Here is a 21,437-nt window from a genome sequence, read left to right as displayed (position 1 = left end):
TGCGAAATTCGCAGGCCTGGCTCGCTTCGCGGCGTCCATCTGGGGGTCGGACCCCCAGACCCCCGCCAGGAGGGGCTTCGCTCCCCTGGACCACCGGATGTTCTTGGCGGGTTGGGGTTGGACGTTGGCAAGGGCGGTGTAGCTCAGTTGGCAGAGCAAGCGGCTCATAATCGCTGTGTCGCCGGTTCAAGTCCGGCCACCGCTACGCGGTAACGACGGGGCTGGCCCCCGGATCTGAGAGAGAAGGAAACGCTGTGGCTGCCACCGACGTGCGACCCAAGATCACGCTGGCGTGCGAAGAGTGCAAGCACCGCAACTACATCACCAAGAAGAACCGGCGCAACAACCCGGATCGCCTGGAGATGAAGAAGTTCTGCCCGAACTGCGGTACGCACCGGACTCACAAAGAGACCCGCTGACCCGCGGTCTTCCAGCTTCGCCAAAAGCCGTCCCGGCCTTCGCCGGGGCGGCTTTTCGCTGTTTGAGCCAGGTCACTCTCGGCTCGGCCGGGACGCGGCGAGACGGTCGCGTTCGGCTAGCCTCGGCAAGTGCCTTTGGACCAGTCGTTCACCGGGCGGGAATACCCGTCGGACAGCAAGTACTACGTGAGCCGGGAGAAGATCCGCGAGTTCGCCGACGCGATCGACGACCCGAATCCGATCTACCGGGACCCGGCGGCGGCCCGTGCGGCCGGCCACCCGGACGTGCTCGCGCCGCCCACCTTCGTGACCCTGATCAACCTGCCGAAGATCAACGGCATCGTCGCCGACCCCGCCCTGGGGCTCGACTACTCCCGGATGGTCCACGGCAGCCAGGGCTTCCGCTACGAACGCCCGGTACACGCGGGGGACGAGCTGGAGATCTCCGCCCGGATCGACTCGATCATGGCCAGGGCCGGCAACGATTTCATCGATCTGCAGGCGGAGATCACCGACGCCGACGGCAATCTCGTGTGCAGCACCCGGGCGCAGCTCGTGGTGCGGGGGGAGGACGCGTGAACATCGGCGACGAACTGCCCCCGCTGGAGCTTCGCATCACCCGCGCGCAGCTGGTCCGCTACGCGGGCGCCTCGCTCGACTTCAACCCGATCCACTGGAACGAGCGGTTCGCGACCGAGGTCGGCCTGCCGGACGTGATCGCGCACGGGATGCTCACCATGGCGCTGTCCGGCCGGATCGTCACCGACTGGCTCGGCGACCCGGGCCGGCTCGTCGACTTCAGCGCCCGGTTCACCCGGCCGGTCACCGTGCCGGACACCGACGAGGGCGCCCTGATCGAGGTGACCGGCAAGGTCGGCGCGCGGACCGACGACGGTCTCGCCCGGATCGACCTGACCGTGAAGTTCGAAGGCAAGACGGTGCTGGGCAAGCCGCAGGCACTCGTCCGCCCCTGACGCACTGACCCAGCGGCGCGCGCCCCTCGGCCGCCAACCCCGCCCCGTTCGTCCGTGAAGGGCCCCTTGAGGGACTTAGCTTCCCTCAAGGGGCCCTTCACGGACCGCGGACACGAGACTGGGCCGCCGTTCGCGTCCCGGGTTAGCCGAATACTGCGGCGTGCAGTTCGCTGGCCAGATCCAGTGCGTGCGGCACGGTTTCGGCCACGTAGTGCAGGTCGACGAACGCCTCGGTGATCCCGTCCGCTTCGGCGGCCTTGAGCTGGGCGGCGACCTGTTCGACGGTCGCCGTGCCGGGCTGCGGGTTGATCCGCAGAGCGCGGCGCAGGGTGCCCGGGTCGCGTCCGGCCTTCTCCGCGGCCTCGACCGCCACCGCCCACTTCGCACGCAGCATCGGGGCCGGGAGCCCGGCCGGCAGCCAGCCGTCGCCGATCCGGCCGACCCGGCGCAGCGCCGCGTCGGAGAATCCGCCGAGCAGCACCGGGGGACCGGGCCGCTGCGCCGGACGGAGGCCGACCAGCAGGTCCGGGATGTCCCAGCGGTCGCTGCGATGTCCCGCCGGGTCCTCGGCCCACAGCGTCCGCAGGACCTCGACCAGCTCGGTCAGCCGGCCGCCGCGGCCCTCCCAGGGCACGCCGAGCGCGGTGTACTCGTCGCGCAGCCAGCTGAGCCCGAGCCCGACATCCAGCCGGCCGCCGGAGAGCAGGTCCAGCGACGTGAGCGAGCGGGCCAGCAGCACCGGCGAGTAGACCGGGCCGCTGAGCGTGCTCGACCCGAGCCGCGCGGTCTCGGTCGCACCGGCCGCGAGGGCGAGCGCGACGAACGGATCGACGAAGCGGACGAACTCCGGCGGATACGGCCGTTCGGGTGTTCCCGAGGGATAGCGGGTCTGCGGGTCGACCGGGGTCAGCACCCGGTCGCCGACCCACAGCGAGGCGAAGCCGATGCCCTCCGCGGCGGCCGCGAACCCGGCGATGGCGGTGGGGTCGGCGAGCGGGCCGTACTGCGGCAGTGCGAGTCCGAGGCGGAATGCGGTCACCAGGTCTCCTTGATCAATTTCGCTTGCCGGGCAACGAAGATCATCAGCGGGCGCGGCCGGCTCGGTGCCGTATCGGGGAAAACGGCGGCGCTTGGGCGCGTTCCTCTTGGCGCACAACGCATCCCGTTCGACCCGGGGTGGCTGCGACTCGAGCAGCCCAGCCGTTTACGATTAATCGGATTGCGGAGCACGGTGCCCATATTGGCACGATCGGGTGATCTTCGCCGCCGGACCGGCCGACCGGTGCGGCGGCGAACGGGACAGCTGTCCCGACGGCCGCGCGGGGCTATCAAGGGGGCGCGGTTGCGGGCCTCGATCCGGCTTGCCGTAGACTTCGGAACTCGGAACGCACTACGGTCATCCCCGCCGGATGGTGGGGACGATGGAATGCGTCCGCCGGAGCCTGGGAGACCAGGTTCCACAGGGGTGTAGCTCAATTGGCAGAGCAGCGGTCTCCAAAACCGCAGGTTGCAGGTTCAAGTCCTGTCACCCCTGCGTACGGGAACTGGTGGAGCGGAGGAGTGGTCGTGAGCGACAGCGACGCCAGCGGCGAGCACGAGCAGGGCGATTCGGGCAAGCAGCCCGGAGTCGAGTCCCGCCCGGTGTCCGCCGCGGCTCGGCGCGAACGCCGCGCTTCCGCCCGGCCGGCAGGCAAGTCCGAAGCACGGCCGGGTTCGACCCGTCCGTCCGGCAAGGCGGGCGACAAGGTCGCGAAGCCCGCCGACGCCAAGGGCGCGCCGACCCCCAAGCGAGACCGGAAGGCGAAGAAGGCTTCGCTCTTCGCCCGGTTCACGCGGTTCATCCGCGAGGTCTGGGCCGAACTGCGCAAGGTCATCTGGCCCAACCGCAAGCAGATGGTCACCTACACCGCGGTCGTGATGGTGTTCGTGGTGTTCATGGTGGCCCTCGTGAGCGGCCTCGACCTCGGCTTCAAAGAGCTGATCGGGCTGGTCTTCGGCTGACGCCCGACGGGCGCGCCACCGCGCTGGCCGGGCCCCGGTCCGGCCCGGCAAGCGATCAACTGAGAGGACGGAACGTGACCTCCGACAACGGCACCGAAGCCGGTCGCGACCTGACCGAGCTTTCCGACGAGCAGGTGCAGGCGGCACTCGGCGACGAGGAAACCGCCGAGACCGTCGAGGTGCCCGTCGCCGAGGACGAGGTCGACGCCGCCGAGGAAGCTTCGGACACCGGCTCCGCCGACGAGGACGCCGCTTCGGACGAGGACGGCTCGGACGAGCCCGCCGCCGAAGCCGAGGCGACCGACGCCGAAGCCGACGCGACCGAGCCCGCCGCCGAAGCCGACGACCCGGTCGCCGCACTGCGCGCCGAGCTCATGGCCGCGCCGGGCGAGTGGTACGTCGTGCACTCCTACGCCGGGTACGAGAACAAGGTCAAGACCAACCTCGAAACCCGTACCCAGACTCTGGACGTCGAGGACTACATCTTCCAGATCGAGGTCCCGACCGAAGAGGTCACCGAGATCAAGAACGGCCAGCGCAAGCAGGTGCAGCGCAAGGTGCTGCCCGGCTACATCCTGGTCCGGATGGACCTCAACGACCAGTCGTGGAGCGCGGTCCGCAACACCCCGGGCGTCACCGGGTTCGTCGGAGCCACCTCGCGGCCGTCGCCGCTGACCGTGGACGAGGTGCTGAAGTTCCTCGCCCCGCAGGTCGAGAAGGAAGCCCCGGCCAAGACCGCGAAGGGCGGCGAGTCCGCAGCGGCCACCAGGTCCGGCGCGCCCGCGGTCGAGGTCGATTTCGAGGTCGGCGAGTCGGTCACCGTCATGGACGGCCCGTTCGCCACGCTGCCCGCCACGATCTCCGAGGTCAACGTCGACGGGCAGAAGCTGAAGGTCCTGGTGTCGATCTTCGGCCGGGAAACCCCGGTCGAGCTCTCGTTCAGCCAGGTCTCCAAGATCTGACGGCCGGGCCATCCCGGTCGGCAGTCCCCGCGTACTGGCAGGTGTGCGGGGGACTCACGTCAGTTAGAAGGACACAAGGTAATGCCACCCAAGAAGAAGAAGCTTGCGGCGATCATCAAGCTGCAGATCAAGGCGGGTGCGGCCAACCCCGCGCCGCCGGTCGGCCCGGCGCTGGGTCAGCACGGCGTCAACATCATGGAGTTCTGCAAGGCCTACAACGCCGCGACCGAGTCGCAGCGCGGGGACGTCGTCCCGGTCGAGATCTCCGTCTACGAAGACCGGTCGTTCGACTTCAAGCTGAAGACGCCGCCGGCCGCCAGGCTGCTGCTCAAGGCCGCGGGCGTGGAGAAGGGCTCCGGCGAGCCGCACAAGACCAAGGTCGCCAAGGTCACCTGGGACCAGGTCCGCGAGATCGCGAAGACCAAGGAGACCGACCTCAACGCGCACGACATCGACCAGGCCGCGAAGATCATCGCCGGCACGGCTCGCAGCATGGGCATCACGGTCGAGTGAAACGCGCGAGCTCGCTTCACCGCGATCTCGTCGCCGCGACGAAGTCTCGGCACTCAAGCACGAGTGGGAGAGCCCGTGCTGGCTCGCACCACTACTGATCCATTTGACTTAAGGACAGAAGCATGACCAAGCACAGCAAGGCCTACCGCCAGGCCAGCGAGCTGATCGACAAGGCGCGGCTCTACGCGCCGCTCGAGGCCGCGAAGCTGGCGAAGGAAACCTCGAAGACGAAGATGGACGCGACCGTCGAGGTCGCGATGCGTCTCGGGGTGGACCCGCGCAAGGCCGACCAGATGGTCCGCGGCACCGTGAACCTGCCGCACGGCACCGGTAAGACCGCTCGCGTCATCGTCTTCGCCGTCGGCGACAAGGCCGCCGAGGCCGAAGCCGCCGGCGCGGACGCGGTCGGCACCGACGAACTGATCGAGCGCATCCAGGGTGGCTGGCTCGACTTCGACGCCGCGATCGCGACGCCGGACCAGATGGCCAAGGTGGGCCGTATCGCCCGCATCCTCGGCCCGCGCGGCCTCATGCCGAACCCGAAGACCGGCACGGTGACCCCCGCGGTCGAGAAGGCCGTGAAGGACATCAAGGGCGGCAAGATCAACTTCCGCGTCGACAAGCAGGCCAACCTGCACCTGGTGATCGGCAAGGCGTCGTTCGACACCGAGAAGCTGGTGGAGAACTACGCGGCCGCGCTGGACGAGATCCTGCGCGCCAAGCCGTCGTCGGCCAAGGGCCGCTACGTCAAGAAGATCACCTTCACCACCACGATGGGCCCGGGCATCCCGGTCGACCCGGCGCGCACCCGCAACCTCCTCGCCGAGGACAGCGCGGTCTGACGCTGAGTCGCACATCACGCGAAAGGGTGGTCACGCAACGCGCGTGGCCACCCTTTTCTCGTGTCTGATGGAGGCATGCCAACGACGTTCACCGCCCCCGACGGGCTCCAGCTGAGCTACACGGTGTGGGAGGGCGACGGACGGCACCGGCGCCCGGTCGTCCTGCACCATGGCCTCGCCGCGGACACGCTGGTGAACTGGGTGAACCCGGGCGTGGTGGACGCACTGGTGGACGCTGGTTTCACGGTGATCGCCCTGGACGCCCGCGGACACGGCGCGTCGGAGAAGCCGCACGATCCGTCCGCGTACGGCGAAGACGTGATGGCCGCCGACCTCGTCGCGCTGTTCGACGAGCTGGACCTGGACGAGATCTGCCTGGCCGGCTACTCGATGGGCGCGATCGTGTCGCTGCTGGTGGCCACCACCGACCGTCGAGTGCGCTGCCTGGCCGTCGGCGGAGTCGGCTCCGGCATCGTCGACTTCGGCGGCGTGGACACCCGGGTGGTAGACCGCAGCCAGATCGCCGAGGGCCTGCTGGCCGAGAATCGAGCCGACGTCCCTCCGGCAGCCCGCCCGTTCCGCCGCCTGGCCCGCCGGGCCGGCGCGGACGTCGAGGCGCTGGCCGCGGTCCTGCGCGCGACGCCGCACGGCCCGATGAAGCTGAGCAACCTGACCGCGGCCACGCTGATCCTGGCCGGAGAATCGGACGAACTGGCGACCCAGCCGGAACGGCTCGCCGCCGGAATCGCGGGCGCGCGGCTGGTGCGGGTGCCCGGAAACCACATGGAAGCAGTCGCCCATTCCGCCTTCGCGGCGGCGCTGGTGAGCTTCTTCGCCTACTCGGACACCGGGGAAAGCCGGTTTAGGCTCAGCTCGCCGGCCTGAGATCAGCCTGGGGTGGAGGTCGCGGTGGGCGGGCCGCACTTCTCCGGCCCGGGGGTGTGCCCGGTGATCAGCCACTGGCCCTTGCTGACCTGGCTGACCGTGAAGTCGCCGAGTGCGGGGCCGCCACTGATCGCGAAGTCGCACGACCGGATGACCACCGAATCGCCCGGTCCCCACCCGGACCGCTTCGAGATCGACTCCGCGTAGGAGTTCACCCCGCCCGGCTCGACCTTCCGGTGTAGCTCGTCGACCGCCGCGGCACAGTCGCGCGCACCGACGTCGGTCGCGAATTTCTGCTGCGTGGCCTGGTCGAACAGGCCGCACACGTACTGGACCATGCTGGTCTTGCCCTGGCCGTTCTGCGCGATGCCGTCGTAGACGGAGCGGACCGATTCGAACGGCGAGGCCGTGGTCAGCAGCGAGTTGGTGTGGTAGGTCCCGCCGCCTTCGGCCGCGACCTGCTGGGTGGTTTTTCCGTCGTCGCTGGGAAAGATCTGGTGATAGCCCCAGTTGATCGCGATGCCGAGAATGATCAGGACGACCACCCAGCCCAGGATCTTCCCGCCCAGCCGCTTGACCCACTGCGGCACCGGCCGACGGTTTCGCGGCGGCTCCTCGTACGGCGCGAGCGCACCCGGCTGATTCGGCGGTGCGGGCGGTTGCGCGCCGCCAGCAAGGGGTGCGGGCTGCCGATTGCCTGCCGGGACCAGGCCGGCGTCCGGCTGCGGAGCTGGTTCCATGCCTTGCTGGGCTTGGGAAAACCGGAGGTATTCCTGGAACCGCTGGAACTCCTGGAACTGCCGCAGCTGATCGGGGTCTAGCTGCGGTGCCGGTTCGGCGGAGCCGTTCCCGGCGGGCTGCGGAAGATTCGGGGCGGACGGCTGAGGCAGCGGCTCGGCACCTCCCTGCCGCGGAAGCGGAGCCGGCGCAGCAGTGCTGCCCGGCTGCGGCAACTGCGGTGGCCCCGGCAGGTTCGCCCCCGAACCGGGAGCGGGGTTCTCTTCCGGCTGACCGTGATCGCGCTGTTCCGCCACGTCACCAATGATGCCCGTTCCCCCCGGTTTTCCCGAGCGCCCCCCGGTAATCCCAGCTCAGCGGGGGGCGCCCGCCGAGCCGTCGACAGGCGCCCCGTATAGTGGTCGACGGTTCTACCAAAGACCGCTGGTTCTCTCCGATACACCGGGGAGCGAAGGTCCGCATCACGGCGGACGGCCCGCGCAGGAGGAACGAGGCCCTACCCAGCCTGTATTGGCTGGTCAACGCCCCGCGTCTTGCTGCGCGTGGGCGTTTTGTCGTTTCGGGGCGCCTCCGCAGAAGCCAGTGGTGACACTAGCCAAGAGAGGAGGCGACCATGGCGAAGCCCGACAAGGTGGCGGCCGTCGCCGAGATCGCGGAGAGCTTCCGCAACAGCTCGGCCACAGTCGTTACCCAGTACACCGGCCTCTCCGTGACTCAGCTGTCCCAGCTGCGCCGCGCTCTCGGCACCAGTGCCAAGTACCGGGTCGCGAAGAACACCCTCGTCAAGCGCGCCGCCGCGGACGCCGGTTTCGAAGGCGTCGAGGACCTGTTCGTCGGCCCGACCGCGATCGCCTTCGTCGAGGGTGAGCCGGTCGACGCCGCGAAGGCGCTTCGCGACTTCGCGAAGGAAAACAACGCGCTCGTCATCAAGGGCGGCTACATGGACGGCAAGACGCTGTCCGTGGACGAGATCACCAAGATCGCCGATCTCGACAGCCGCGAGGTGCTGCTCGCCAAGGCAGCGGGCGCGTTCAAGGCGAAGCTTTCCCAGGCCGCTGCGCTGTTCCAGGCGCCGGCGTCCCAGGTTGCCCGCCTGGCTGCCGCGCTGGAGGAGAAGCAGCGCAACGCCACCGGTACCGAAGCAGCCGAAGCACCCGCCGAGAGCTGAACCACCCCACCCCGAACGTCTAGTTCGTTTTTCTGAGAGGAAGCCATCATGGCGAAGCTGAGCACCGCCGAGCTGATCGACGCCTTCAAGGAGCTCACCCTCCTCGAGCTGTCCGAGTTCGTGAAGGAGTTCGAAGAGGTCTTCGACGTCACCGCCGCCGCCCCGGCCGCGGTCGTCGCCGCTGCCCCGGGCGCCGCGCCCGCCGAGGCCGCTGCGGAGCAGGACGAGTTCGACGTCGTTCTCGAGTCGGCTGGCGACAAGAAGATCCAGGTCATCAAGGTCGTCCGCGAGGTCGTCTCCGGTCTGGGCCTGAAGGAGGCCAAGGAGCTGGTCGAGGCCGCTCCCAAGGCTCTCCTGGAGAAGGTCGACAAGGAGGCCGCCGAGGCCGCCAAGGAGAAGCTCGAGGCCGCGGGCGCCAAGATCGCCATCAAGTGATCTCGGGCGCGCAAGCGCCTTGCTGTACCACCTCGGGAGGGGCGGGCATCCGGATCCGGATGCCCGCCCCTTTCTTTGTCCCCCGGCACGGTCCCGGACAACGTTCTGGCAACGCTCTGTCGGCCACCTGGTCGGGTGAACTCATCGTTCGGGCGAACGGCCTGGCTGTCCGCGAAGACCTCGGCGGCATCCGATTTCGGACGGTTTCCGCCGGTTAACCCGTCCGTGTGACGGTACCGAGACCGGCTGGCTCTGCGGGCGCAAGTGACGTGCACTACCGTGCTGCCAGCGGTCGCCGCGGGCGGATTCGCCCCGCTGGCGGCGCGGACGAGGGACTGGCCAGGAAACAAAACTGGTGAGTAACCTGTTCGCGCTCAGCTCGTTGCACCTGGTTGAAGCGGAGTTCGCCGCGCGAGCTCCGCCGCTGCCCGGCTGCGCGAGGCGGCGGTGCGCGACGACGCGGAACAGCTCCTGGAGGTGCGATGGGTGCCGAGGTGGTCATCGAAGGTCTCACGAAGTCCTTCGGCAAGCAGACCATCTGGCGGGACGTGACGCTGACCTTGCCTCCGGGCGAGGTCTCGGCGATGCTCGGACCGTCCGGAACCGGCAAGTCCGTGTTCCTGAAGTCGATGATCGGCCTGCTCAAGCCGGACCGTGGTCGCTGCGTCATCAACGGCGTGGACATCGTGACCTGCTCCGAGCACAAGCTGTACGAGATCCGGAAGCTGTTCGGCGTGCTGTTCCAGGACGGCGCGCTGTTCGGCTCGATGAACCTCTTCGACAACGTGGCTTTCCCGCTGCGGGAGCACACGAAGAAGTCGGAGACCGAGATCCGCCGGATCGTGCTCGAGAAGCTCGAGATCACCGGTCTGGCCGGCGCGGACAAGAAGCTGCCCGGCGAGATCTCCGGCGGTATGCGCAAGCGCGCCGGCCTCGCCCGCGCACTGGTGCTGGACCCGGAGATCATCCTGGTCGACGAGCCGGACTCGGGTCTCGACCCGGTCCGCACCACCTACATCTCGCAGCTCTTCCTGGACGTCAACGCCCAGATCGACGCGACCTTCCTGATCGTGTCGCACAACATCAACCTCGCCCGCACGGTGCCGGACAACCTCGGCATGCTGTTCCGCAAGGAACTCGTCATGTTCGGCCCCCGCGAGGTGCTGTTGACCAGCGAAGAACCGGTGGTCGAGCAGTTCCTCAACGGCCGCAAGCTCGGCCCGATCGGCATGTCCGAGGAGAAGGACAGCGCCCAGATGGCCCGCGAGCAGGCCGAGGCCGAAGCCGGCTACGGCGACGTGCTCAACGAGGACGTGCGCGGCGTCGTGCCGCAGATGCAGGTCAGCCCGGGCGTTCCGGAGCGGGCAGGCGCGAAGCGGCGGATGGACCGGGTCATGCGGATCCTGCACACGCTGCCGCCGAACGCGCAGGAAGGGATCATCGAGTCCCTGACGCCCGAGCAGCAGCACTACTACAACGTGCGGCCCAACCCCGGCGCGTTCCACCACCGGACCGGCCCGGAGGACACCCAGCAGCTGCCGCCGGTCAGCGCGCCCGGCCCGGTGCCGACCCAGCACCAGGGACAGCTGCCCGCCGACCAGGTCGCGCGCATCCCCGGCGCGGAGAACCGACCGCCACGGCACGGGCAGGGTGGCGCGTGAGCACTACCTCGGCCAAGATCCCCGGCTACGGAATGCTGCGGGAGACCGGGAACCTGTTCGCGCTCGGCCTCGACATCGTCCGCGGGGTCTTCCAGCGTCCGTTCCAGTTCCGCGAGTTCATCCAGCAGGCGTGGTTCGTCGCGAGCGTGACGATCCTGCCGACCGCGCTGGTCGCCATTCCGTTCGGCGCGGTCATCTCGCTCCAGTTCGGCGCGCTGGCCCGCCAGCTCGGCGCACAGTCCTACACCGGTGCCGGTTCGGTGCTGGCGACCGTGCAGCAGGCCAGCCCGCTGGTCACCGCGCTGCTGGTGGCCGGTGCCGGTGGCAGCGCGGTCTGTGCTGACATCGGTGCGCGGACCATCCGCGAGGAGATCGACGCGATGGAGGTGCTGGGCGTCTCCGCGGTCCAGCGCCTGATCGTGCCCCGCACGCTCGCCATGATGCTCGTCGCGCTCCTGCTCAACGGCATGGTCAGCGTCATCGGCGTGCTCGGCGGCTACTTCTTCAACGTCGTGCTCCAGGGCGGCACCCCCGGTGCGTACCTCTCCAGCTTCTCGGCGCTGGCCCAGCTGCCCGACCTGTGGGTCGGCGAGATCAAGGCGCTGATCTTCGGCTTCATCGCCGCGGTCGTGGCGGCCTACCGGGGCCTGCACCCGAGCGGCGGCCCGAAGGGCGTGGGCGACGCGGTGAACCAGTCGGTGGTCATCACGTTCCTGCTGCTGTTCGTGGTGAACTTCGTGATCACGCTGATCTACCTGCAGATCGTGCCCGGAAAGCTGGACTGACCATGACGTTCCTCGCGGGGGCGAAGCGGATCGCCAACCGGCCGCTGGAGACCCTGGACACGCTCGGCGACCAGATGTCGTTCTACGGCCGGGCATTGCTGTGGACGCCGCGCACGCTGCGCCGCTACACGAAAGAAGTGCTGCGACTGCTGGCCGAGGTGAGCTTCGGCTCCGGCTCGCTCGCGGTCATCGGCGGCACGGTCGGCGTGATGGTCGGCCTGACGCTGTTCACCGGTGTGCTGGTCGGCCTGCAGGGCTACTCCGCTCTGAACTCCATCGGCACCTCGGCGTTCACCGGATTCCTGACCGCGTTCTTCAACACTCGCGAGATCGCGCCGCTGGTGGCCGGGCTGGCGCTGTCCGCGACGGTCGGCGCCGGTTTCACCGCGCAGCTCGGCGCGATGCGGATCTCCGAGGAGATCGACGCGCTCGAAGTGATGGGCGTGCCCAGCCTGCCGTACCTGGTGACGACCCGGATCATCGCCGGCTTCGTGGCCGTCATCCCGCTGTACGTGATCGGCCTGCTCAGCTCGTACCTCGCGTCGCGACTGGTCGTTATCTATATCTACGGACAGTCCGCGGGTACCTACGACCATTACTTCGACCTGTTCCTACCACCGCAAGACGTGCTCTATTCGTTCATCAAGGTGCTGATATTCAGCGTCCTGATCATTCTTTCGCACTGCTACTTCGGCTACCGGGCCTCGGGTGGGCCGGCCGGGGTGGGCGTGGCCGTCGGCCGCGCGGTACGGCTTTCCATCGTCACGGTTTCGGTCGTGAACTTCTTCATCGGTTTCGCCATCTGGGGAACCGACGTCACGGTGAGGATTGCGGGATGACCACACTGCGGCGCAGGTTGCTTGGCCTGCTGCTGGTGGCGGTGCTCGTCGGCGGAATCGCGCTCAGCATCGCCATGTACAACAAGTCGTTCAGCAAGTACGTCACCGTGAAGCTCGACGCGAGCACGATCGGAAACCAGTTGCTGAAGCAGTCCGACGTGAAAGTGCGCGGGCTCATCGTCGGGTCGGTCCAGGACATCAAGGCGACGGAGAACGGCGCCGAGCTGACCCTTTCGATGGACCCGGAGTCGGTGAAGATGATTCCGGAGAACGTCTCCGCGCGATTCCTGCCGAAGACGTTGTTCGGGGAACGCTATGTGTCGCTGCAGATTCCGTCGGACCCGTCGTCGAAGACGCTTTCCCAGGGCGACGTGATCCCGCAGGACCGCACTTCGAGCGCGGTCGAGCTGGAGCAGGCGCTGGAGCACCTGATGCCGGTGCTGCAGGCAGTGCAGCCGCAGAAGCTGTCCAGCACGCTCACCGCGATCTCCACCGCGCTGCAGGGCCGCGGCAAGCCGCTCGGCGAGACCCTGTCGCAGCTGGGCCAGTACATCGGCGAGCTGAACCCGCACGAGCCGGAACTGCAGCACAACCTGCAGGCGCTCGCGGAGTTCTCCGACCACCTCAGCAACTCGGCCCCGGATCTGGTGCAGAGCCTGGACAACCTGAGCACGACCACCCGCACGGTGGTGGACCAGCAGAAGAACCTGTCGAACCTCTACACCAGCTTGACCGGGGCGTCGCAGAACCTGCAGTCGTTCCTGGAAGCGAACTCGCAGAACATCATCAGCCTCGCCAAGACCGCGCGGCCGACCGCCGAACTGCTCGCCAAATACGCGCCGGAGTACCCGTGCGTGATCGGGCAGATGGCGAAGCTGGTGCCGGTCGTGGACACCGCGCTGGGCAAGTACAACGGCAAGCCCGGCCTGAACGCCACCATCGAGGTGGTGGTCAACCGCGGGCCGTACAAGCCGGGCGAGGAGCCGCGGTTCGAGGACAAGCGCGGTCCGCGCTGCTATGACCTCAAGCAGTTGCCGGATCCGTTCCCGCAGGACCCGCCGGACGGCCCGTACAAGGACGGCGCCAACCACTCGAACCCGCCGAAGTCGTCCGGCCAGGGCCTGAACCCGGCCAACTTCACCGCGGACGCGGGCGGCTTCAACGGCGGCGGCGCCTCCGGCGGCAACCCGGTGAACACGCCCGCCGAGAACGACTTCCTGGCCGAGCTGGTCAGCCCGCAGCTGGGCATCGACCAGAACCAGTTCCCGGGCTGGGGCTCGCTGCTCGTCGGCCCGCTCTACCGAGGTGCGGAGGTGACCGTCAAATGAGGGGACTCGCCGCACCGCTGATCAAGCTGATGATCTTCGTGGTGGTCACCGTGCTGTTCACCACGGTGCTCGGGATCAGCATCGCGAACATCAACACCACCAGCACGAGCAGTTACTCGGCGCGGTTCACGGACGCGACGCTGCTGCTGCCGAACGACGACGTGCGCATCGCCGGCGTCCGGGTCGGCCAGGTCAAGGATGTGAAGATCGTCGACAAGCGCCAGGCGCAGGTGGACTTCGAGGTGGACGCCGGGCGCAAGCTGCCCGCGGGTGTCACCGCGCAGATCAAGTTCCGCAACCTGGTCGGCCAGCGCTACGTCTCGCTCGGCGAGGGCGCCGACACCAGCGGCGCGACGCTGCCGGCCGGCGGCACCATCCCGCTTGAGCGCACCACGCCCGCGCTGGACCTGACCGAGCTGTTCAACGGCTTCAAGCCGCTGTTCACCGCGCTCAACCCGAGTGACGTGAACAAGCTGTCCTACGAGGTCATCCAGGTCCTGCAGGGCGAGGGCGGCACGGTGGAAAGCCTGCTGTCCCACACCGCGTCGCTGACCACCACGATCGCCAACAAGGACAAGGTGATCGGCGAGGTCATCGACAACCTCAACTCGGTGCTGGACACCGTGAACCAGCACACGCCGCAGCTGAACGACCTCATCGTCAAGCTGCAGCAGCTGGTGTCCGGCCTGTCCGCGGACCGCAAGCCGATCGGCGACGCGATCGAGGGCCTCGGCAACCTCGCCACCACCACCGCCGGTCTGCTGACCGACGCGCGGGCCCCGCTGAAGGACGACATCGCCGCGCTGGGCAAGCTCACCACGAACCTGAACCAGAACGAGCCGATCGTGGAGCACTTCTTGCAGTTCCTGCCGAAGAAGGTCAGTGCGCTCACCCGCACCGCCGACTACGGCTCGTGGTTCAACTTCTACGCGTGCGAGACGACCGGTGTCATCGGCGCGCCGCCGCTGCTGCCGAACATCCCGTTCACGCTGCAGCCGACGAACCGGGACAGGTGCAAGCCATGAAGTCCTTCCAGAAACGGAACCCGGTCCCGATCGCGCTCGTCGGCATCGCGGTGATCGTGCTCGGTCTCGTCGCCGCGATGAACTCCGAGGACCTGCCGGTGATCGGCGGCGGCACCACCTACAGCGCGGAGTTCTCCGAAGCGGCCGGGCTGCAGAAGGACAACGACGTGCGGATCGCCGGCGTGAAGGTCGGCAAGGTGTCCGACATCAAGCTCGACGGCGCGTCGGTCAAGGTGTCGTTCAAGGTCAAGGACGCCTGGATGGGCGACAAGACCTCGGCCGCGATCAAGATCAAGACGCTGCTGGGGCAGAAGTACCTGTCGCTGGACCCGCAGGGCAACGGCAATCTCGACCCGGGCAACCCGATCCCGCGGGACCGGACGATGTCGCCCTACGACGTGCTCGACGCGTTCCGCGGGCTGTCCCAGACGGTCGACCAGATCGACACGAACCAGCTGTCGAAGAGTTTCGAGACGATCACCCAGACGTTCTCGAACACTCCGCAGGACGTGAAGGGCGCGCTGTCCGGGCTGTCGAAGCTGTCCGAGACGATCGCCAAGCGCGATTCGCAGCTGTCGAACCTGCTGGCCAACACCCGTTCGGTGTCGCAGACGCTGGTCGATCGCGACGCCGAGGTGCAGAAGCTGCTCACCGACGGCAACCAGCTGCTGGACGAGATCGGCAAGCGGGAGACCGCGATCCGCACCCTGCTCGACGGCTCCAAGCAGCTGTCGACGCAGCTGCAGGGCCTGGTCGACGACAACGACAAGCAGCTGACCCCGGTGCTCACCCAGCTCGACCAGCTGACCTCGATGCTGCAGCGCAACCAGGACTCGCTGGCCCAGGGCATCCAGAAGTTCGCCCCGTTCATCCGGGTCTTCAACAACACGATCGGCACCGGGCACTGGTTCGACAACTACATCTGCGGCCTGGTGCTCCCCTCGGTCGGCCCGCTCAACCCGGAGGGGTGCAACTCCAAATGACGAACACCCGCTTCGGCCAGTCGCTCGCCCGCGGCGCCACCATCGCGATCGTTCTCGCGCTGGTGGTCGCGGGCGGGCTGTGGTGGACGCTCAAGGACGCCGGGCGCAATCACCTGACCGCGTACTTCACCGGCGCGGTCGGCCTCTACGAGGGCAACAGCGTCCGGATGCTCGGCGTGGACATGGGCACCGTGACCAAGATCCAGCCGATGGGCAACCAGGTCCGGGTCGACTTCGAATACGACCGTTCGGTGCCGGTACCCGCCGACGCCAAGGCGGTCATCGTGGCGCCGTCGCTGGTCAGCGACCGCTACATCCAGCTCGCTCCGGCCTACACCGGCGGTCCGCGGATCTCCGACGGCGCGACCATCGGACTGGACCGCACCGAGGTGCCGCTGGAGGTCGACCAGCTCGCCGCCAGCCTGGCGAGGGTCAGCGAGACGCTCGGCCCGAACGGGGCCAACAAGAACGGTTCGCTGTCGGACCTGCTGAACACCGCGGCGAACAACCTGGACGGCAACGGCCAGGCGCTGCACGACACGATCACCAAGCTCGGCCAGGCGTCCGGGACGCTGGCCGGCAACAAGGACGACCTGTTCCAGACCGTGCAGAACCTCGGCAAGTTCTCCCAGACGCTGGCCGACAGCGACGGGCAGGTGCGCCAGTTCGAGAGCCAGCTCGCCGATGTGAGCGGGTTCCTGGCCGGGGAGCGGGACAACCTCGCCGCCACCGTGCAGCAGCTGAGCACCACGCTGCAGTCGGTGCAGGGCTTCATCGAGCGCAACCGCGGCCGGTTGAAGTCCAATGTGGACAAGCTGGCGAGTGTCACCAAGGTGCTGGTGGACCAGCGCAGTTCGCTCGCCGAGATCCTGGACGTCGCGCCGGTCGCGCTGTCCAACATCGTCGGGGTCTACAACGGCTCGTCCGGCACGCTCGACACGCGGCCGAACCTCAACGAGCTGACCGCCCCGCCGCTGGTGATGGTCTGCAATCTGCTCAAGCAGACCTCGGTGACCAAGCAGCTGCTCGGCAACGCCTGCGACGGCATCGCGAAGGTGGTCGACGGCGTGGTGCCGCTGCCCTCGACCGCGCAGGTGATCCAGTCCATGCAGAACGGCCAGCTGCCGCCGCTGCCGCTTCCGCTGCAGGGCCAGGTCTACGGGACGAGTGGGAGCTGACGTGAAGCGACTTACGAGGTTCGCCGCGGCCGGCGCCCTGGTCACCGCGTCCGCGCTGGTGCTCAGCGGCTGCGGGTTCTCCGGCGTCTACGACCTCCCGCTGCCTGGCGGGGCCGATCTGGGCAGCCACCCGTACACGGTGAAGATCCAGTTCAAGGACGTGCTCGACCTGGTCCCGCAGTCCGGCGTGAAGGTCAACGAGGTCCCGGTCGGGCGGGTCACGTCGGTCGGGCTGACCCCGGACGGCTGGCACGCCGAGGTGACCGTGGAGGTCAACGGCGACGTCAAGCTGCCCGCCAACGCGCTGGCCAACGTGAAGCAGTCGAGCCTGCTCGGCGAGAAGTACGTGGACCTGGCCTCGCCGGGCGGGAACGAGGCCACCGGCCAGCTGCAGAGCGGGGCCACCATCCCGCTCGCCCGCACCGGCCGGGACGTGCAGGTGGAGGAAGTGCTCGGTGCGCTGTCGCTGCTGCTCAACGGCGGCGGCGTGGACCAGCTGAACACCATCACCAAGGAGCTGAACAACGCCACCTCCGGCCGGGAGCCGGACATCAAGGCGCTGCTCAACAACGCGAACGAGCTGGTGACCAACCTGGACCAGCAGTCCGCGAACATCACCCGCGCGCTGGACGGGCTTGACCGGTTGTCCATGACGCTGCGCGACCAGAAGGACAAGCTGGTCGGCGCGGTCGACAACCTCGGGCCCGGGCTCGGCGTGCTGGAACAGCAGCGCGGCCAGCTGGTGACCATGCTGAACGCGTTGAACAACCTGTCCGGCGTCGCGACCGACACGGTGAACCGGAGCAAGGCGGACCTGGTGGCGGATCTGAAGTCGCTCACGCCGACGCTGCAGAAGCTCGGCGAGGCGGGCAGCGACCTGCCGAAGGCGCTGGAAATCCTGCTCACCTACCCGTTCACCGACCAGGCGTACAACGACGTCAAGGGCGACTACTTCAACCTGTTCGCCAAGGTGGACCTGAATCTGAAGGACATCACCGACAACCTGGGCCGCAGCCGGAACAACCCGTTGAACGGCGTGGTTCCGCTGCCCGGCCTGACCGGCGGCGTCCCGGGTACCCCGTCCAACCAGCCGCCTCCGTTGCCCATCCCAGGCGCCGGGCAGGGGCAGCAGCAAGGGCCCGCCTCGACCGGCGGGCAGCCGTCGCAGGGCGGACTGGCCGGCCTGTTCGGCGTGCTTTCCGGAGGTGCTGGCTGATGTTGCTGCGCAGGACGAAAATCCAGCTGGTCGTGTTCGCGATCATCTCGATCGCGGCGATCGTGTACGCGCTGATCCGGTTCGCCGGTCTCGGCCAGGTCTTCGGCAGCAGCGGGTACACGGTGAAGCTGCAGCTCAACGAGTCGGGCGGGATCTTCACCAACGCCGAGGTCACCTACCGCGGGTTCAACATCGGCCGGGTCGGGCAGCTGCGGCTGACCCAGAGCGGACTCGAAGCCGATCTGAACATCGACCCGTCGGCCCCGCGGGTGCCCGCCGACCTGGACGCGGTCGTCGCCAACCGGTCCGCGGTCGGCGAGCAGTATGTGGACCTGCGGCCGAAGAAGGACCAGGGCCCGTACCTGACCAGCAGCTCGGTGATCCCGGCCGCGCGGACCAGCACCCCGGTCTCCACCGACCGGCTGCTCGGCGACCTCGACTCGCTGTCCGCGTCGGTGCCGACCGATTCGCTGCGCAAGGTCGTCGACGAGTCCTACAACGCGTTCCGCGGTACCGGCGGCGACTTGCAGCAGCTGCTCGACACCGCGCGCAGCTTCACCGCCACCGCGCAGCAGTACCTGCCGCAGACCGTGCAGCTGCTGCAGGCCGGCGGCCAGGTGCTGGACACGCAGAACGCCGAGGCGTCGAACTTCGCGTCCTTCTCGAAGAGCCTCAACCAGCTCAGCGGGACGCTGAAGAAGTCCGATCCTGACCTGCGCAAGCTGATCGGGGTCACCCCGCAGGTCGCGGACCAGATCAACCAGGTGCTCAACGAGACCGGACCCGGCCTCGGCGCGCTGACCGCGAACCTGCTGACCACCGCCAACCTCACGGTGACCCGGCTTGACGGCCTCGAACAGGGCCTGGTGACCTATCCGGCGCTGGCCGCGGCCGGTCCGTCGGTCGCGCCCGGCGACGGCACCGCGCACCTGGGCCTGGTGCTCAACCTGTTCAACCCGCCGTCGTGCACCAAGGGCTACCTGCCCTACAGCCAGTACCGGACCGGCTCGGACACCTCGCCGCGCCCGGCAGACGACAAGGCATACTGCGCCGAGCCCAAGGGCAGCCCGATCAACGTCCGGGGTTCGCAGAACGCGCCGTACAACGGCGTGCCGGTGCAGCCGTCGCAGCAGGACATCGCGGCGAACCAGAACCGGCCCGCGCAGCAGCTGCAGGAGCAGCGGGACGCGCAGGTGCCCGGCATCGTCGGCAGCCCCGGCACGTCGCTCAACAGCATGGGCGCACTGCTGGGACTGGCCGGCTGACCGGGATTTGATGACCGTTACCTACTCTGGAGTGTTATGAGTGCCGAGCACGCGGTCGCCGAGGAAGAGGTGACCGCCGACCACGCCGATCCGGCAACGGACGAGTCGCCGCGCGAGAAGTGGACGCTTCCCGGTTCGCCGCGCGTCTGGCGGTTCGGCGCCGGGGCGTTCGCCCTCGCCGCGCTGGTGGTGGCGATCGTCTTCGGGATCCTGTGGCTGGTCGCGGAAATGAACGGCGACCGCGACCTGGCGTCCGCGCGCGACGACGTGGTCAAGCAGGGCACCGCCGCGGTGCTGGCCTACACCGAGGTCGACTACCAGCACGTGGACGACTACTTCACCCGGGTGAAGGAGGTGTCCAACGACGACATGGCCAAGCAGATCACCAACGCGGAGCCGACCTACAAGAAGGCGCTGACCGATCAGCAGACCAAGGTCACCACGACCGTCCAGGACATCGCGGTCGAGGAGCTCAACGAGCACGACGGCAAAGCCAGCTTCCTGGCCGCGATCACCACGAACAGCACGGCAGGCGGCAAGACCGGCACCAAGGTGCTGCGGCTCGAGGTCCAGATGACCCGGGTGGGCAGCGACTGGAAGCTGTCCGGCATCGACTCGGTGCCGCTCGTCGCCGCCGGCCAGTAGCTTCACCGCAGATCGGAGTCCAGCAGTGCCCCCCTCCCGTCGCCAGCCACCGCGCAGCAGCAGCACGCCCCCGGCCCGCCGGCCGAAGGTCGCCGGGCTGCGCAAGCCGTCGGACGAGGCGCCGGCCGCTTCGCCCAAGCCCCGTCCCCGTCCTCGGCCGCTTCCCGACGCGGATCCGGCCGAGGTGACCCAGGAGCTGCGGATTCCGCGCGGCGGGCTGGTTCGCCCGGCCGAGCCGGAGCCGCCTGCCCCGGCCGGCGAAGACACGCCGAAGGCCGTCGTCGATCTCGCTGAGCCGGAGGCCGCTGCAGCCGACGCAGCCGAGGTCGATGCGATCACCGGCGAGGCCGTGGAAGAGGTCGAATCGGACTACTCTGACGACGCTGACGACGTTGCCGCAGAGAAGAAGGCGGCTCGGCCGAGCCCACGCCGGAAGCAGCGCGACAGCGGCACGGCGAAGCCCGCGGACGTCGAGGAAGCCGAGTCGAAGACGCGCGCCGAAACGGACTCCGGCCGGGCCAAGGCGCCGACTACCGTCAACCGCACCACGGTGCTGGTGTCCCTGCTGGTGGTGATCGGCCTGGCGCTGACCGCGGCCGCGGTGATTTTCCAGGTCAAGGGCAGCGAGGCCAGCGACTCGACGAGCAACCGCGCACTGCTCGACGTGGCGAAGACCGCGCAGGTCAAGGACCAGGTCTCGAAGGCGATCGAATCGCTGTTCTCCTACGACTACAACAACATCAAGAAGACTGAAGACGCGGCGAACAAGCTGCTCGCCACCGACCAGGTCCGCAACAGTTACAACCTGCTGATGGGCCAGGTGAAGAAGTTCGCGCCGGAGCAGAAGGTCGTGGTGACCTGCAAGGTCACCCGCAGCGCGGTGATCCGGCTGAACGGCGACCTGGCTCGGGTGATGCTGTTCATCGACCAGACCTCGACCCGCACGGACACCAAGCAGACCGCGGCCGGGAGCGCGCAGATGCACGTGGACGCGCAGTTGCAGGGCGACACTTGGAAGATCACCGACATGGACACCTACAAGCCGCCAGCGGCCCCGGCGTCGCCCGCTCCGGCCCAGCCGCCGGCGTCGTCCGCGCCGCCGTCGAAGTAGGACCCGCGCTAGCCAGCCGGCCCGTCCCCGGAGACCTCGGGGACGGGCCGCTGTCGTAGGGCCAGGCGTTCCAGCAGCGCGCTGGTCAGGGCGTCCAGTTCGGCGCGCAGGACGGACAGGTCCGGGCCGGCCGTGGGGAGTTCGTCGGGGTGGTCGGTCCAGCGCGCGAAGAGCCGGTGCTGGACTTGTTTGCTGGCCGTGATCTGCTCGGCGAGGAAGTCGGCCGCGCGGTCCGGGTCCAGGCCGATCCCGGCGGCCAGTACCCGCACCCTGGCCAGCTCGCGCTGTTCGCGGACCGGATCCTCGACCGGCTGTCCGGTACGGAACTTGGTGGCCGCGACCTGCTCGCTGAGGGCGAGCCGCCGGCGGAGGAGGGCGGCCAGGTCGATGCCGGGCATGGGCGCTCCCTTCGCTGTCGGCCGTTTTCAGCTTATCCAGTGACGACGGGGAAAACTGGCTATTCT

At 68.4% G+C, this 21,437-nt stretch carries 24 protein-coding genes and 2 tRNA genes; 23 read left to right on the top strand and 3 right to left on the bottom strand.

The genetic code is table 11. The features are described 5' to 3' along the window. Nucleotides 1-132: 132 nt before the first annotated feature. The 4 genes from AMYBE_RS0128680 (at nt 133) to AMYBE_RS0128665 (ending at nt 1,393) form a co-directional block, all read left to right on the top strand. Nucleotides 133-205, top strand: a tRNA-Met gene (locus tag AMYBE_RS0128680). Nucleotides 206-254: 49 nt separating this feature from the next. Further along, nucleotides 255-419 (top strand): 50S ribosomal protein L33, encoded by a 165-nt coding sequence (rpmG, locus tag AMYBE_RS0128675; RefSeq protein ID WP_005152047.1) that lies wholly within the window; start codon nt 255-257, stop codon nt 417-419. A 129-nt stretch (nt 420-548) separates the two neighbouring features. Beyond that, entirely contained in the window at nt 549-998 is a 450-nt protein-coding gene (locus AMYBE_RS0128670) for a MaoC family dehydratase N-terminal domain-containing protein (protein WP_027928116.1), read from the top strand. Continuing rightward, a complete protein-coding gene (locus AMYBE_RS0128665; RefSeq protein ID WP_020662840.1) occupies nt 995-1,393 on the top strand; it encodes a MaoC family dehydratase in 399 nt (132 codons plus the stop codon). Before AMYBE_RS0128670 ends, AMYBE_RS0128665 begins: the two co-directional genes overlap by 4 nt. A gap of 142 nt (nt 1,394-1,535) precedes the next feature. Here the strand turns inward: AMYBE_RS0128665 and AMYBE_RS0128660 are convergent, their stop codons facing one another. Beyond that, entirely contained in the window at nt 1,536-2,432 is an 897-nt protein-coding gene (locus tag AMYBE_RS0128660; protein ID WP_020662839.1) for a TIGR03619 family F420-dependent LLM class oxidoreductase, read from the bottom strand. A 422-nt stretch (nt 2,433-2,854) separates the two neighbouring features. Between AMYBE_RS0128660 and AMYBE_RS0128655 the strand changes: the two genes are divergently transcribed. From AMYBE_RS0128655 to AMYBE_RS0128630, 6 genes are all read left to right on the top strand, one after another. Next, nucleotides 2,855-2,927, top strand: a tRNA-Trp gene (locus AMYBE_RS0128655). A gap of 32 nt (nt 2,928-2,959) precedes the next feature. Then, on the top strand, nt 2,960-3,394 hold the full coding sequence (secE, locus tag AMYBE_RS0128650) for a preprotein translocase subunit SecE (RefSeq protein WP_020662838.1): 435 nt from the start codon (nt 2,960-2,962) through the stop codon (nt 3,392-3,394). A gap of 74 nt (nt 3,395-3,468) precedes the next feature. Continuing rightward, nucleotides 3,469-4,356, top strand: coding sequence for a transcription termination/antitermination protein NusG (gene nusG / locus AMYBE_RS0128645; protein ID WP_020662837.1), 888 nt, complete (start codon nt 3,469-3,471; stop codon nt 4,354-4,356). 81 nt (nt 4,357-4,437) lie between these two features. Further along, nucleotides 4,438-4,869 (top strand): 50S ribosomal protein L11, encoded by a 432-nt coding sequence (gene rplK, locus AMYBE_RS0128640; RefSeq protein WP_020662836.1) that lies wholly within the window; start codon nt 4,438-4,440, stop codon nt 4,867-4,869. 122 nt (nt 4,870-4,991) lie between these two features. Further along, nucleotides 4,992-5,711, top strand: a complete 720-nt coding sequence (gene rplA / locus AMYBE_RS0128635) for a 50S ribosomal protein L1 (RefSeq protein WP_020662835.1) — start codon at nt 4,992-4,994, stop codon at nt 5,709-5,711. A gap of 75 nt (nt 5,712-5,786) precedes the next feature. Next, a complete protein-coding gene (locus AMYBE_RS0128630) occupies nt 5,787-6,596 on the top strand; it encodes an alpha/beta fold hydrolase (protein WP_020662834.1) in 810 nt (269 codons plus the stop codon). Nucleotides 6,597-6,598: 2 nt separating this feature from the next. Here AMYBE_RS0128630 and AMYBE_RS0128625 read toward each other — a convergent pair whose 3' ends face one another. Further along, complete coding sequence (locus AMYBE_RS0128625; protein ID WP_034287337.1) at nt 6,599-7,630, bottom strand: hypothetical protein; 1,032 nt, start codon at nt 7,628-7,630, stop codon at nt 6,599-6,601. A 317-nt stretch (nt 7,631-7,947) separates the two neighbouring features. On the opposite strand from AMYBE_RS0128625, the gene rplJ reads away from it, so the two are divergent. The 13 genes from rplJ (at nt 7,948) to AMYBE_RS0128560 (ending at nt 20,973) form a co-directional block, all read left to right on the top strand. Continuing rightward, the gene (gene rplJ, locus AMYBE_RS0128620; RefSeq protein ID WP_020662831.1) at nt 7,948-8,502 is read left to right on the top strand and encodes a 50S ribosomal protein L10; all 555 of its coding nucleotides are present in this window, start codon (nt 7,948-7,950) and stop codon (nt 8,500-8,502) included. A 48-nt stretch (nt 8,503-8,550) separates the two neighbouring features. Further along, complete coding sequence (rplL, locus tag AMYBE_RS0128615; RefSeq protein ID WP_020662830.1) at nt 8,551-8,937, top strand: 50S ribosomal protein L7/L12; 387 nt, start codon at nt 8,551-8,553, stop codon at nt 8,935-8,937. Nucleotides 8,938-9,419: 482 nt separating this feature from the next. After that, nucleotides 9,420-10,598, top strand: coding sequence for an ABC transporter ATP-binding protein (locus AMYBE_RS0128610; protein WP_020662829.1), 1,179 nt, complete (start codon nt 9,420-9,422; stop codon nt 10,596-10,598). Nucleotides 10,599-10,630: 32 nt separating this feature from the next. Further along, nucleotides 10,631-11,383: an MlaE family ABC transporter permease gene (locus tag AMYBE_RS0128605; protein WP_051125009.1), complete on the top strand. Its 753-nt coding sequence runs from the start codon at nt 10,631-10,633 to the stop codon at nt 11,381-11,383. Nucleotides 11,384-11,385: 2 nt separating this feature from the next. After that, nucleotides 11,386-12,222: an MlaE family ABC transporter permease gene (locus AMYBE_RS0128600; RefSeq protein ID WP_009072224.1), complete on the top strand. Its 837-nt coding sequence runs from the start codon at nt 11,386-11,388 to the stop codon at nt 12,220-12,222. Continuing rightward, nucleotides 12,219-13,550 (top strand): MCE family protein, encoded by a 1,332-nt coding sequence (locus AMYBE_RS0128595; RefSeq protein WP_020662827.1) that lies wholly within the window; start codon nt 12,219-12,221, stop codon nt 13,548-13,550. Before AMYBE_RS0128600 ends, AMYBE_RS0128595 begins: the two co-directional genes overlap by 4 nt. After that, nucleotides 13,547-14,575, top strand: a complete 1,029-nt coding sequence (locus AMYBE_RS0128590; RefSeq protein WP_020662826.1) for an MCE family protein — start codon at nt 13,547-13,549, stop codon at nt 14,573-14,575. The genes AMYBE_RS0128595 and AMYBE_RS0128590 overlap by 4 nt, the downstream gene beginning before the upstream one ends. Next, nucleotides 14,572-15,558, top strand: a complete 987-nt coding sequence (locus AMYBE_RS0128585; protein WP_020662825.1) for an MCE family protein — start codon at nt 14,572-14,574, stop codon at nt 15,556-15,558. The genes AMYBE_RS0128590 and AMYBE_RS0128585 overlap by 4 nt, the downstream gene beginning before the upstream one ends. Then, on the top strand, nt 15,555-16,736 hold the full coding sequence (locus AMYBE_RS0128580) for an MCE family protein (RefSeq protein ID WP_020662824.1): 1,182 nt from the start codon (nt 15,555-15,557) through the stop codon (nt 16,734-16,736). The genes AMYBE_RS0128585 and AMYBE_RS0128580 overlap by 4 nt, the downstream gene beginning before the upstream one ends. A gap of 1 nt (nt 16,737) precedes the next feature. Further along, entirely contained in the window at nt 16,738-17,952 is a 1,215-nt protein-coding gene (locus tag AMYBE_RS0128575) for an MCE family protein (RefSeq protein ID WP_020662823.1), read from the top strand. Then, entirely contained in the window at nt 17,952-19,217 is a 1,266-nt protein-coding gene (locus tag AMYBE_RS0128570) for an MCE family protein (protein WP_020662822.1), read from the top strand. Before AMYBE_RS0128575 ends, AMYBE_RS0128570 begins: the two co-directional genes overlap by 1 nt. Nucleotides 19,218-19,253: 36 nt before the next feature. After that, on the top strand, nt 19,254-19,862 hold the full coding sequence (locus AMYBE_RS0128565; protein WP_020662821.1) for a hypothetical protein: 609 nt from the start codon (nt 19,254-19,256) through the stop codon (nt 19,860-19,862). A 25-nt stretch (nt 19,863-19,887) separates the two neighbouring features. Then, nucleotides 19,888-20,973: a hypothetical protein gene (locus tag AMYBE_RS0128560; protein ID WP_245573262.1), complete on the top strand. Its 1,086-nt coding sequence runs from the start codon at nt 19,888-19,890 to the stop codon at nt 20,971-20,973. A gap of 8 nt (nt 20,974-20,981) precedes the next feature. On the opposite strand, the gene aroQ is transcribed toward AMYBE_RS0128560, so the two are convergent. Then, nucleotides 20,982-21,371 (bottom strand): gamma subclass chorismate mutase AroQ, encoded by a 390-nt coding sequence (gene aroQ, locus AMYBE_RS0128555; RefSeq protein ID WP_020662819.1) that lies wholly within the window; start codon nt 21,369-21,371, stop codon nt 20,982-20,984. Nucleotides 21,372-21,437 lie beyond the last annotated feature (66 nt).

It is taken from the genome of Amycolatopsis benzoatilytica AK 16/65 (assembly GCF_000383915.1).
GTDB lineage: Bacteria > Actinomycetota > Actinomycetes > Mycobacteriales > Pseudonocardiaceae > Amycolatopsis > Amycolatopsis benzoatilytica.
Note: the sequence above shows the minus strand (reverse complement) of the source record. Positions and strands in the feature narration are given on the sequence as shown.